We start from the raw sequence: 11,923 nt of genomic DNA on the forward strand, positions 1-11,923 counted from the left end.
CGACGGGCGGTCCGGGCAGGACCCACGGCGACAAATGAGGAATCCGACCGGAGCCATCGATGCCAGAGTTAGACCCAACCAATCACACAGTCGACGAACTCAAAGACGAACTGCAGGAGATAGGCGATCAAGCGGTGCTTCGAGACGCCTACGAAGCCGAACAGTCGGAAGAAGACCGTTCGAGCGCCAAAGAAGCGATTCGTCGGCGGTTGGACGAAGTCGCCGAGGGAGAGCCGCAACCGGAGACTGACGGCTCCGGGGAAGAAGACGAGGACGAAAGCGACGACGAAGACGACCTGTCGAGCAACGGTGAAACCGCCGACATCATGTCGGTCAAAGACTCCGTGCGCGATGTCGCCACCGAACTCATCGGCCACGAACTCGACGGCGTCACCGAACTCCGTCGGGTCGACAGCGGATGGGAAGGCATCGTCGAAGTCATCGAACGGCCGTCGGTTCCCGACACCCAGGACATCCTCGGCGCGTACGAGATCCAGCTCAACGACGGAGGTACCGTGACCGGCTACCGGCGGGTCGACCGGTACCGCCGCGCCGACACCGACCGCGAGGAACACGTCTAGGTCGATGGCGGATTCGGCGACGCTCGCGCTGTTTTGTTGCTGTGGGCTCCTCTGCCTCGACGCCGCCCACGACGCGCAGGGACGCTACCGGCTCGGGTTTCTCGCCGGAGCGACGGCGATGTGGCTCGCGGCGCTGTCGGCGGCGGGCGTCGACGCCGCGTTGACACCCGTTCTCGCGCAACTGCTCGTCGGGGGCGTCGTCGTCGGCACTGCAATCGCCTCGCTGACGGGCGTCGCGTACGTCGTCCGCGGGCGGCGGGCGCGAACCGCCTGAGTCGGCGTCGCGTGCGTCGTCGAGATGCGTCAGCGGCCGCGTGAGCAGTTGACTGTCGGCGGGCCACGTCCGCCGGTTGTGGCCGTCATCGACACACCCTTTTTGTATCGCAGTAAAGAGTTTATCAGCACGAGATCCGGCGACACGTGGCGCTTTTAGGCGACGACACCCCACCGAAAGGTATGGTGAAGAACATCGCGGGCGTGATGGTGGACCTCGAACCCGAGGACTTCTATCTCCTCTCGGGTGTCGAGCAGGGGATGCGCTTCGGAAAGTGGGTCAACCGCGAGAAGTTACCCGACTACTCGGGACTCACCGCAGAGGAGGTCGACTACCGCCTCGACCGGTGTATGCGCCGAGACCTCGTCGAGAAGCAGACCATCCAGTACGAGGGCTACCGCCTCACCTTCGAGGGGTACGACGCGCTGGCGTTGCGGGCGTTTGCCGAGCGCGATACCGTCGACGGCGTCGGCGCGCCGCTCGGCGTCGGCAAGGAGAGCGACGTGTACGAGGTGCAGTCGTACAAGCCGCTGGCGCTGAAGTACCACCGCGAGGGGTACACGAACTTCCGGGAGGTGAACCGCGAGCGCGACTACACCTCCGAGAACCAGCACGTCTCGTGGCTCTACACCGCCCGGAAGGCCGCCGAACGCGAACACGAGGTGCTTCACGATCTCTACCCGAGCGTCTCGGTGCCACGACCCGTCGACCAGAACCGTCACGCCGTAGTGATGGAGAAACTCCCCGGCGTGGAACTCGCGCGCGCGAAGCTCCCCGACGAACAGGCCGTCGGCGTGCTCGACCTCGTCCTCCGAGAACTCGTCGTCGCCTACGGACTCGGTTACGTCCACGCCGACATGAGCGAGTACAACGTCTCAGTCAGCGAAGACGGCATCACCATCTTCGACTGGCCGCAGGCGGTCGACACCGGCCACGACAACGCCGCCGAGTTCCTCGAGCGCGACGTGCGGAACCTGGTCGGGTACTTCCGCCGAAAATATCCCCAGTCGACGCCCGATTCGGTCGATATCGGAGCCGTCGCCGAGGCTATCGCCGACGGGTCGTTCGAAACGGTCCGGGAGTACGAAAGTCTATAAACCACTTTTTGCGATACTAAATCGATATCGACTCCGCCACCGTTGCCGAGAGCCAGTACTTTCCGAGACGAGCGGTAGAGAGACCTGTAGTCTGTGAGAGCGGCCGACCGAGAGATGAGACCCCGTGAGTGACGTACCGGCGACGAACCGACGGGGACTCGGCCACGCCACTACTACCCCGAAGCGAACGGAGGAAAGGACAGTCTGACGTTCGATATCGATTCAATGGGGCAAACTCACCTGGCGATAATCGGGAAGTCGTGGATCTGTCGGCGAGATAGGAACGGATAACCGACCGTGCGCAGAGCAGTTGACATGGACTTGTCACTCGACGGGAAGCGAGCGTACGTCGTGGCTGCCAGCAGCGGTCTCGGCCGAGCGGTGGCTGAACAGTTCGTCCGAGAGGGCGCGTCCGTCGTCATCTCCTCGCGGAGCAAGGAGCGACTGCTGACGGCGACCCACGAAATTCGAGCGGCGACGGACTGCGAGCACGACGCTATCGACGCCGTCGTCTGCGACCTGAGCGACGAAGACCAGGTGCGCGAGGTGACCGAGGAGGCGATAGGCCGTCTCGGCGGCCTCGACGTTCTGGTGACGAACCACGGCGGTCCCGAGACGACCCCGTTTTCGGGTCTCTCGGTGGCGGATTTCGACGACGGGTATCGAAGCGTTCTCCGAAGCACCATCGTCGCGTGCAAGACTGCGTTACCGGCGCTTCGAGAACGGGGCGGCGCGATTACGCATCTGGTCGCCGCGTCCGCGCTCGAACCGTCGGCCCGAGGTGCGCTCGGGAACGTGTTTCGACCGGGGATATACGGCCTCTCGAAGGTACTCGCGGAGGAGTACGGCAGCGACGGTGTTCGCGTCAACTGTGTCTCCCCGCGGGGCGTCGTGACCGGTCGCATCGACCAGAAAATCGCGGAACGGGCCGAACGCGAGGGAGTGAGCGAGGCGGAGGCGACGCGGCAGCGGACCGCCGAACTACCGCTCGACGACCTCGGAACGCCGGAGTCGTTCGCACGGGCGGTGGTATTCGTCTCGTCGCCCGCCGCGGAGTACGTGACGGGGGCGACGCTCCCGGTCGACGGCGGATGGCACCGCCACGCGTTCTGAGACGTAGACGGCGCCGAGTTGGGCGAACGAAGGCGGCGACAAGAACGATACGCTCGGCGCGCGTAGGAAGCCCGTGCCTTCCGGACTCACCCAGACGGCGCTAGACCTCGTCGCCCAATACGGCTATCTCGCCATCTTCGTCTTCACGTTCCTCGAATCCTCGATGCTGTTTCCGCTGTTGCCGAGCGAGGTGGTCCTCCCCGTGGCCGCCGGCCTCTTGGTCACGGACCCGCTCTCGTTCGCGCTGTTCGTCGCGTCGACGACGACCGGCGTGACCGTCGGCAGCGTCGTCGCCTACCGGTTCTTCGGCGAGAAGGGACACGACGCACTGGAGGCTCACGGCGGTGCGGTCAACGTCTCCGAGCGACGGCTGGCGTTCGCCCAGCGGTGGTTTGAGAAGTGGGGCGAGAGTTCGGTGCTGTGGGGACGACTGCTTCCCGTGCTTCGGTCCGTCATCTCGCTGCCCGCCGGATTCGCCAGGATGCGGATGTGGAAGTTCCTCCTCTACACCACCGTCGGCGGGGTGGTGTTCAACGCCGCGGTCGCCGCCGTCGTCTACTACGGGCGGCGGCAGTCGGTGTACCACGTCGCAAGCGAGATGCTCCGAACGCAGTTCGACCGACTTCTCGGGGTCGCCAGCGCGAATCCGGCGTTGTCTGCCATCGTGGTCCTCGCCGTCGTAACCGTGGCCGTCGTCTGCTGGCGCGTCGTCCAGAGAGAGGTAGACGGAACTCGGTGAGCGCTTCCGTGCGGTGACGTCCGTCGTGACCGACCAGCGATGGTGGTCGCCTGGTCAAGATCATGCGTGCGGAGTTCTCACATGGTCCATGACGGACGTAGCAGTCATCGCCGGCGGTCTGGCAGGCTTGAGCGCGGCGCTGTTCGCCGCGAAAAACGGCCTGGAGACGAGCGTCGAGGGTGCGTACGCGACGGGTGCGATGATTCGCGACCAGGAGTGGCAGGCGGTCATCTCGGCGGGCGAGGGCGGCGCTGGACATCCTCTCGAAGGAGAAAGTCGAGCACTACCACGATTTCGACACCCCCGGCGACGTGCCGTCGCTGCGCGACGAGAAAGCGTAGCGAACTAAGTGAGTCGGCGGCACACGCATCGGCGATGGTCGGTCCCGATACGCTCGCGGCGTTCGTCCCCGCGTCGCTCGCGCTGATTCTCGCACCCGGCCCCGACACCATCTACGTGCTCTCGCAGTCGGTCGGCAGTCGCCGACGCGTCGGCGTCGCCGCCGCCGCCGGCGTGAGCGTCGGCGTCCTCGTCCACACGGCGGCGGCCGCCGTCGGTCTCTCGGTCTTGCTCCGCGAGTCGACGCTCGCGTTCCGACTCGTGAAGTATCTCGGTGCGGCGTATCTGGTGTATCTCGGTATCCAGACCCTCCGTGGAACCGACGCCGAGCGTTCTGAGTCGCCGAGTCGCGGCGGGGCCGATGCCGACGCCGTCGAGAGCGTCGTCGACTCTCGTGACGGCGCGGCGTCGACCCACGTGCAGAGCGGCTTCCTCCGCGGCGTCGCGGTCAACGTCTCGAATCCGAAGGTGGCGCTGTTCTTCCTGGCGTTTCTGCCGCAGTTCGTCAGCAGTGGCGGAACGACGGCGCAGTTGGCGACGCTCGGGTGCGTGTATGCGGCGCTGACGCTCGCGTATCTCGGCGGTGTCGCGCTGTTTGCGACGCGAGTCGGCGCACTGGTCGGTGACGACGGAGACGGGCGAGCGTTTCGGTGGCTCAGCGGCACCGTGTTGCTCGCGCTGGGTGGGTCACTGCTCGCCGAGACGACCGGATGAAAACGGCGAACGATGCGGTGAAAACGGCAGACGATACGGCGAACCGACCGCGGCGCGGTCCGTACGGTCAATCTACGAGTCGTCCGTCTCTCGGATCTCCGCGAGTTCGAGCGTCACGCTCTCGGCTTCGACGTCTTCGACGAACGCCCCGCCGCCGCCGACGGTGACCAGCCCGTCGGCCGTCTCGACGACCAGCGTGTTCTCGACCGGGAAGGAGTTGTTCGAGGGCGCGGCGAGCCCCTGTCGAACGTCGACGACGTGGCCGACGAGTTCGTCGGAGCCGTTTCGGCCGCGGGTACGGCGGCCGCGGATTCTCGCGCGAAGCGGCGTGTTCGCCCGGAGGTGAAGCGTCGTCTGGAGAACGGCCTGGCGGAAGTTCGTGTACGTCGCCGGCAGCGAAACTGGCTCCGTGACGTACACCTGCTGGGCCATCGGCCAGTAGTTGCCGAGAAACGACCCGACGATGACCGGACCGAGACGCGGTTCGGTGAAGGCGATGGCGCGCACGCCGCTGTTCGTTCGGGTTATCATCTCCGTCGGCGCGACCAGTCCGACCCGCTGGTCGGCGGTGAGCATCGTCGGCATCGGTTCGGTCCACGCGCGCGCGACGCTCGCGACGCCCTCCAACCTCGTCTGCGGGGTGCTGTCGGTGTCGGCGACGACGAGCAACACGAGCACCCCGCGTTCGACGGCCCCCCGGAGCGAATCCGCGACCTCGTCGAGGTTCGCCGCCGGAATCGACAGCGTCACCTCCTCGTCGGCGTCGTCGATGAGCGAGCGAATCCGTTTGAGCACCGTCACGCGCGACTTGATGACCTCGAACCGCTCGGTCTGCGGGGCGGCCTGCGAGTAGCGCGCCTCCAGCGCCGGGCGCATCGTCTCGATGTTCTTCGTCAACGACTCGATGACTTCATCCGGTGGGTTCGCCCGAATCGTCGTCGGCACGACGTGGTCGTTCACCGAGACGAAACCGCGGTCTTCGAGCTTCTCGCTGATGCTGTAGACGTAGCGCTTCGAGACGCCGGCGGCGTCGGCGACGGTGCTCGCCTTCGCCTCCCCGTGTTCCAAGAGCGTGAGGTACGTGTCTATCTCCTTGTCCGAGAGACCGAACTGTTGGAGCACGTTTCCGAGTGCGGCGTCGTCCATACGTGTATGAATCCGGGTGGGGTACTTAAGACACAGTGATAGAATCACCGCGAGAGAGTATATTGCCGGGGATAGCTGCCAAAACCGGGGAGTCACGCAGGGCGAGGCGGAGTCGGGATTACACAGGGCGAGTCGGAGTTACGCCGCGCGGAGGACGACGGCGTCGACGACGTCGAGGTCGTCGCCGGCGACGACCGCTTCGCCGGTCAGGAGGTCCGTCGCCTCGACGGGGTCGTCCAACGACACCGTCGCGGGGTCGGCGTCGAAGTTGAGCACGACGACGTACCGGCCGTTCTCGTCTTCGCGCGCGTAGGCGGTCACCGCGTCGGCGTCGCCGTCGACGACGTCGTACCCGACGGCTTCGACGCTACCGTCGCGCAGCGTCGGCGTCGCCGCCCGGAGCGACGCGAGCGCGCGGTGGAACTCCGTGAGGTCGGCGTCGCCATCGTGCCAGCGCATCGGGCCGCGCTGCTCGGGGACGCCGCGCTCCTGACCGTAGTAGATCATCGGCGCGCCGGGGACGGTGAACGTCGTCGCCGCCGCCGCGCGCAGCGACGCCTCGTCGCACTCGTCGATGTAGCGGCCCTCGTCGTGGTTCTCGACGTACCGAAGGTGAACCGCCGAGTCGGGGAACCCGGCCCACGCCGCGTCGTCGAGCGCGTCGAGGACGGCGTCGGCGGGTTTCTCGCCTTCACCGACGTCGCGGAGCGTCTCGTACAGCGTCGTGTCGTAGTGCATGTGGAACTCGCCCTCGTGGTAGTCGGCGTCCCGCGGGATGGTCTCGTCCAGGAGGAGGAAGTCGTCGGGGACGCGGTCGCGGACCTCCTTCCAGAAGGCGTGCGAGACGCCCCACGCAACGTCGCAGCGGAAGCCGTCGACGACGCCGGCCCACTCGTCGACGACGTCGAGCATCCACGACCGAACGGCGAGCGAGTCGTAGTTGAGGTTCGGGATGCGCTGCCAGTTGAAGTAGTACTCCGGAACATCGTCGCCCGCCCAGTCGACGTCGACGACGTTTCGGTCGGCGTCGACGCGGCGGAAGTGGTCGGCGTACTCCTCGACGCCCGCGGCGTGCAGCTGGAACGCGGGGTGGTCCCGCGAGGCGTGGTTGACGACGAGGTCGAAGACGACCTTGATGTCGGCCTCGTGGCAGCGGTCGACGAGCGACTCGAACGCCTCGCGCGACCCGAGGTCCGAGGCGGTGTCGAAGTAGTCGGTGATGTGGTAGCCGTGTGTCGTCGGGCTGGCGAGCACCGGCGTCAGCCAGAGACAGTCGACGTCGAGCGACTGGAGGTACTCGACGCGGCGCTCTATCTCGGCGAACGTCGTCGGGAGCGTCTCGCCGGCGAACGAGCGGACGAAAATCTCGTACACGGTCGGCGACTCCGCCCACTCTGGGGGGTCGTTCGGGCGAGTAACGCCGACGGACTCCGAACCAGTTGCGTCGAGGACGACGGTGTCGCCGATGCTTCGTCGCTCGCCGACAGTGACGGCGTGGATTCGGGCGCGATGCGGTAGCGCGTCGGCGGGGACGCGCAGCTCGCGCCCGGCGATCTCCACGTCGTCCTCACCGAGGTCGTCGCGGCCGTCGAGGTAGAACTCGACGGGGAGGTCGGCGTCCGAGAACCCGCTGTCGGGGGCGCTCTTCGGCGTCGCGGTGACGACCACCTCGTCACCGTCGACGCTCGCGTCGAGTCGGACGCGCGGGCGGCCCAGGCCACCGACGTCGACGCTGGTTCGGACGCCCTCCGCGAGGTCGTCCTCGACGGAGAAGGCAGCGGTGTGTTCGCCCGGCAGCAACCGGACGTCGAGCACGTAGTCGTCGCCGACACGACGCGGGCGGTCCGTCGCCATCAGGTGGTTGTTGAACGGTCCGCTGACCGAAATCGGGGTGTCGTCCAGTTCCGACTCCGGGAGCGGGAGGTCCTCGGCGGCGACCGAGAACTGCGCGTCGCGACGCTCGTCGGGGAAGGCTCGAACCGTCAGTTCGTGAGTCCCGTCGGGCGCGTCGAGTTCGACGGCGTACGCGCCGGGAACGTCCGGGTGGAAGTGGACGACCGGGCCGCTCTCCTTGTTGTTCTCGTCGTCTTCGGGTTCCGGGTAGCCTGCGGGCGTACCGACGGACAGCTCGTCGCCCGCGTCGAAGGTACTCTCCTCGGGCGCGGCGGCGACCGACCAGCGGTACGACCCCGCCGGGTCGGGGTTCCGCGGGGCGAGTTCGACGGATTCACCGACCGAGACGAAACGAGGCGGACCGGGATGGTGCATACACGGGGAGACGAGTGAGAGAGTATCACTGTTGCGCTTTGCCCGAAAACTGTGAACAACAATTACACCAAGAGTTATTACCCCGGCGCGGCGTCACACTCTCAATGCAACTCCGCGACGCCCTCGACGACTACAAGCGACACGAGGGTCACAACACGCGATTTCCGGGCGAACGCCGGTCAACGACGGGTCTCTTCTCGGGATTCGGCGGGCGACTCGTCCACGTCGACCGCGACGGGTCGCTCCGGGACTTCGGCTACCCGCTGACCGGGCGCAACGGAATCGACCGGAGCCGCCTCGGCCTGCGCGTCGACGGCGAGGTTCAGTGGTTCGATGCCGACGAGACCGTCTCACAGGCGTACCACGAGGGGACGGCGCTCGTCGCCACCGAACGCGAGACGCCCGTCGGAGCGCTCACGCAGTACGACCTCACCGTCGACGACGCGCACGTGACGCACGTCGAACTCGACGAGGAGAGAGAAAACGCCGAACTCGTCGCCTACGCGGGTTTCGCACCGAACGCACAGGACACGCGAATCGGCCAACTCCGCCACGAGAACGCCGTCGAACTGTACCACACGACCGAACACGACTTCGTCGGCAGCGCGACCGGCTTCTCGGACCTCCACGGGCAGGTTCCGGCGCGCTTCGCCGAGGTGCTCGATGACGCGGCGGTCGAACTGCCCCGACCGGCCTCCGAGGACCGATACGAGGAGGACCGACTCAGCGGCGACCTCGTCGCGTTCCTCCCGCTCGACTCGGGTCGCGCGACGCTCGTGACGCTGCTGACCGACGAGCACGCGACGGACCGCGAGGCGGCGCTCGGGCGGGTGGACGAACTGACGTCGGCGTACGCCGACGCCGACGCGCTCCGACGAGCCGCCGACGCGGAGACGCTCTCGATCCCCGACGACGCGCCGAACCCGGAGGCGGTGACGGCGGACGTCCGCGTGCTTCGTCTGCTGTCGGCGGAGACCGGCCTGCGCATCGCCGGCCCCGACTTCGACCCGTACTACGCGCACTCCGGCGGCTACGGCTACACCTGGTTCCGCGACGACGCCGAAATTTCGCTGTTCGTCGACGAGGCGTCCGACTACGTCGGACTCGACCTCGGCTCGTGGACCGACCGCAGTGCACGCGCGTATCTGTTCACCCAGCAGCGCGACGGCACGTGGGCGCATCGCGTCTGGCCCCGCGACGGAACGCTCGCGCCCGGGTGGGCCAACGGCCGCCTCGAAGCGGGTGACGGCGTCGACTACCAGGCCGACCAGACCGGCAGCGTCGTCACGTTCCTGGCGTCGGTGGTCGACGAGGTGGACGCGGAACTCCGCGAGGACCTGGTCGCGGCGCTCGATGACGCGCTCGACGGCCTCGACGACACACTCGCGGCCGACGGTCGTCCCATCGCCTGTCAGAACGCCTGGGAGGACGCCAACGGACGGTTCAGTCACACCGCGGCGACGTTCCTCGAAGCGTACGCGGCAGTCGCGAACGCCGACCTCTCGGCGGAGACGACGGCGCACGCGAGAGAGCAGGCCGACCGCATCTACGAGGCGCTCGACGACCTCTGGGTGGCCGACCGCGGAATCTACGCGCTCCGCGAGTGTGTGGAGGCCGACGAGGACGAGGGACTCGGCGCCGGCGAGTTGGACCCCCGCTACGACTCGGCGACGTTGGCGCTGGCGGCAGCACACCGGCAGTACGTCCGCATCGGCGAGGTGGACGCGACGCGGCTCGACCGCCTCGTCGCCCACGTCGAGAACACCGTCGACGGTCTCTGGCACGACCCCGAGGAGAGCGAGGTGCGCGGGCTCGTCCGGTACGAGGGCGACGGCTGGCGGCAGCGCGGGCAGGGCAACGAGAAAATCTGGTCCGTCTCGACAGCGTGGGGCGCACACGCCGCCGCGAGCACCGCCGCACTGCTCGACGCGTGCGACGATAGCCGGGCGGTGGCGTTCGAGACGATGACCGAGGAGTTGCTGTCGCTCGTCCTGCCGGACGGTCCGCTCTGCATGGAGACGGGGTATCTGCCCGAGCAGGTGTTCGACGACGGAACGCCCGACAGCGCGACGCCGCTCGGATGGCCGCACGCACTCCGACTGGCGACGGTGGCGCTCGCGGACGAGCTCGGAATCGACGTGGGCGTCCGCGCGGCGACGCTCGCCGACTGAGCGGCGCAGCACGGGCTCCTGCGGCTACGGTTACCTACCGGACGGCGTTCCCGCGGCTACGACTGCGTGAGTTTCCGAAACGAAGAGAACTGAAACCGGACCCGACCGCCGCGGTTACGCCGACGGGGTCGTGACCGTCTCGGTCTGCCGTCGGTACGCCAACGACTCACCGCTGGTGCCGTCGAAGAGGTGGGCGTCGCTCTCGTCGAACGTGATGGCGACCGAGTCGTCGGGTTCGGGTTCGACGCTGGAGTCGACGCGGGCGATGAAGTCGGGCGCGAGGTCCAAGTAGAGGTAGTTGTCGCTCCCGATGGGTTCGATGACCTCGACGGTCGCCTCGATGCCGTCGGGGGCGTCGGTGACGAACACGTCCTCGGGACGGATACCGAACGAGAGTCGGTCACCGTCGGAGACGCTCGGGTAGTCGGCGGCGTCGAGACGGTAGTCGAACCGTCCCGAGTCGTCTTCGAGACGAACCGTGTTCCCGGAGACGCCGGCGAGTACGTCGATGAAGTTCATCGACGGCGACCCGACGAACCCGCCGACGAACTTGTTGGCGGGGGTCTGGTAGACGTCCTTCGGCGCGCCGACCTGCTGGAGCTCGCCGTCTTTGAGGATGACGATGCGGTCGCCCATCGTCATCGCCTCCTCCTGGTCGTGGGTGACGTAGATGGACGTGGTACCGAGGTCGTTCTGGAGTCGCTGGATCTCGGTTCGCATCGTCGTCCGGAGCTTCGCGTCGAGGTTCGACAGCGGTTCGTCGAAGAGGAACACGTCGGGTTCGCGGACGATAGCACGGCCGAGGGCGACGCGCTGTTTCTGCCCGCCGGAGAGCTCGTTCGGCCGGTCGTCGAGGAGCTCTTCGATGCCCATCATCTCGGCCGTCTCGCGGACGCGTTCGCGCCGTTCGTCCTTCGAGAGGTCGGTGCTCATCCGGAGGCCGAACGCCATGTTCTGTCTGACCGTCTTGTGCGGGTAGAGCGCGTAGTTCTGGAACACCATCGCCACGTCCCGCTTGCGGGCGTGGACGTTCGTCACGTCCTCGCTGTCGATGGTGATGCGCCCCGAGGTCGGTTGCTCTAACCCCGCGAGCATCCGCAGCGTCGTCGACTTCCCGCACCCCGAGGGACCGACGACGGTGATGAACTCGCCGTCGGCGACGTCGAGGGAGACGTCGTCGACGGCGACGATCTGGCCGTTGTCGAACTCCTTTCTGAGATTATCGAGCGTTACAGTTCCCATTGTCTCCACGAGTGGAGAGCCGATGGTATAGTTCTTACTCTCAAATCGGAATTTGTGACGCATAATTTCGTAGTAGATTTCGGCGAGACGGGGGACGAACCGGGATTTATTTGTCGTGAAAGTTGGCGGAGGATACGGAATTCGGGCTCTAAACGGCCCAACGGTTCCGAACTCTGATTGTGTTAACAATCATGCCATATCCGAAGTTTTAAGGTGTGAACTACTTATTCATCTCATAT

10 protein-coding genes and 1 pseudogene are annotated in these 11,923 nt (G+C 66.7%); 8 read left to right on the forward strand and 3 right to left on the reverse strand.

What is annotated here, in order from left to right:
- Positions 1-59: 59 nt before the first annotated feature.
- The 7 genes and pseudogenes from LAQ73_RS04770 to LAQ73_RS04800 all read left to right on the forward strand — a co-directional run bounded on the left by LAQ73_RS04770 (position 60) and on the right by LAQ73_RS04800 (position 4,857).
- Entirely contained in the window at positions 60-581 is a 522-nt protein-coding gene (locus tag LAQ73_RS04770) for a gas vesicle protein GvpO (protein ID WP_224270102.1), read from the forward strand.
- A 4-nt stretch (positions 582-585) separates the two neighbouring features.
- On the forward strand, positions 586-855 hold the full coding sequence (locus LAQ73_RS04775; protein ID WP_224270103.1) for a hypothetical protein: 270 nt from the start codon (positions 586-588) through the stop codon (positions 853-855).
- 182 nt (positions 856-1,037) lie between these two features.
- A complete protein-coding gene (locus tag LAQ73_RS04780) occupies positions 1,038-1,952 on the forward strand; it encodes a serine/threonine-protein kinase RIO2 (protein ID WP_224270104.1) in 915 nt (304 codons plus the stop codon).
- Between the two features lie 315 nt (positions 1,953-2,267).
- Positions 2,268-3,065 (forward strand): SDR family oxidoreductase, encoded by a 798-nt coding sequence (locus tag LAQ73_RS04785; protein WP_224270105.1) that lies wholly within the window; start codon positions 2,268-2,270, stop codon positions 3,063-3,065.
- 73 nt (positions 3,066-3,138) lie between these two features.
- The gene (locus LAQ73_RS04790) at positions 3,139-3,804 is read left to right on the forward strand and encodes a DedA family protein (protein ID WP_224270106.1); all 666 of its coding nucleotides are present in this window, start codon (positions 3,139-3,141) and stop codon (positions 3,802-3,804) included.
- 160 nt (positions 3,805-3,964) lie between these two features.
- A pseudogene (locus LAQ73_RS04795) lies at positions 3,965-4,145 on the forward strand (thioredoxin reductase); the annotation flags it as partial.
- A 34-nt stretch (positions 4,146-4,179) separates the two neighbouring features.
- Positions 4,180-4,857, forward strand: a complete 678-nt coding sequence (locus tag LAQ73_RS04800; protein WP_224270107.1) for a LysE family translocator — start codon at positions 4,180-4,182, stop codon at positions 4,855-4,857.
- Positions 4,858-4,929: 72 nt separating this feature from the next.
- On the opposite strand, the gene LAQ73_RS04805 is transcribed toward LAQ73_RS04800, so the two are convergent.
- Together LAQ73_RS04805 and LAQ73_RS04810 are read right to left on the reverse strand one after the other, a co-directional pair.
- Positions 4,930-6,003: a TrmB family transcriptional regulator gene (locus tag LAQ73_RS04805; protein ID WP_224270108.1), complete on the reverse strand. Its 1,074-nt coding sequence runs from the start codon at positions 6,001-6,003 to the stop codon at positions 4,930-4,932.
- Between the two features lie 138 nt (positions 6,004-6,141).
- Positions 6,142-8,271 (reverse strand): alpha-amylase family glycosyl hydrolase, encoded by a 2,130-nt coding sequence (locus LAQ73_RS04810; protein WP_224270109.1) that lies wholly within the window; start codon positions 8,269-8,271, stop codon positions 6,142-6,144.
- Positions 8,272-8,375: 104 nt separating this feature from the next.
- On the opposite strand from LAQ73_RS04810, the gene LAQ73_RS04815 reads away from it, so the two are divergent.
- A complete protein-coding gene (locus LAQ73_RS04815) occupies positions 8,376-10,442 on the forward strand; it encodes a DUF7997 domain-containing protein (RefSeq protein WP_224270110.1) in 2,067 nt (688 codons plus the stop codon).
- A gap of 114 nt (positions 10,443-10,556) precedes the next feature.
- Here the strand turns inward: LAQ73_RS04815 and LAQ73_RS04820 are convergent, their stop codons facing one another.
- Complete coding sequence (locus LAQ73_RS04820) at positions 10,557-11,684, reverse strand: ABC transporter ATP-binding protein (protein WP_224270111.1); 1,128 nt, start codon at positions 11,682-11,684, stop codon at positions 10,557-10,559.
- Positions 11,685-11,923: the final 239 nt, after the last annotated feature.

Origin of the sequence: Haloprofundus salinisoli (genome assembly GCF_020097815.1) — an archaeon.
Lineage (GTDB): Archaea > Halobacteriota > Halobacteria > Halobacteriales > Haloferacaceae > Haloprofundus > Haloprofundus salinisoli.

Excerpts from the sequence above, each read along its gene's own strand:
- LAQ73_RS04770 (WP_224270102.1), top strand. The coding sequence starts at position 60 with ATGCCAGAGTTAGACCCAACCAATCACACAGTCGACGAACTCAAAGAC.
- LAQ73_RS04775 (WP_224270103.1), top strand. The coding sequence starts at position 586 with ATGGCGGATTCGGCGACGCTCGCGCTGTTTTGTTGCTGTGGGCTCCTC.
- LAQ73_RS04780 (WP_224270104.1), top strand. The coding sequence starts at position 1,038 with ATGGTGAAGAACATCGCGGGCGTGATGGTGGACCTCGAACCCGAGGAC.
- LAQ73_RS04785 (WP_224270105.1), top strand. The coding sequence starts at position 2,268 with ATGGACTTGTCACTCGACGGGAAGCGAGCGTACGTCGTGGCTGCCAGC.
- LAQ73_RS04800 (WP_224270107.1), top strand. The coding sequence starts at position 4,180 with ATGGTCGGTCCCGATACGCTCGCGGCGTTCGTCCCCGCGTCGCTCGCG.
- LAQ73_RS04805 (WP_224270108.1), bottom strand. The coding sequence starts at position 6,003 with ATGGACGACGCCGCACTCGGAAACGTGCTCCAACAGTTCGGTCTCTCG.
- LAQ73_RS04810 (WP_224270109.1), bottom strand. The coding sequence starts at position 8,271 with ATGCACCATCCCGGTCCGCCTCGTTTCGTCTCGGTCGGTGAATCCGTC.
- LAQ73_RS04815 (WP_224270110.1), top strand. The coding sequence starts at position 8,376 with ATGCAACTCCGCGACGCCCTCGACGACTACAAGCGACACGAGGGTCAC.
- LAQ73_RS04820 (WP_224270111.1), bottom strand. The coding sequence starts at position 11,684 with ATGGGAACTGTAACGCTCGATAATCTCAGAAAGGAGTTCGACAACGGC.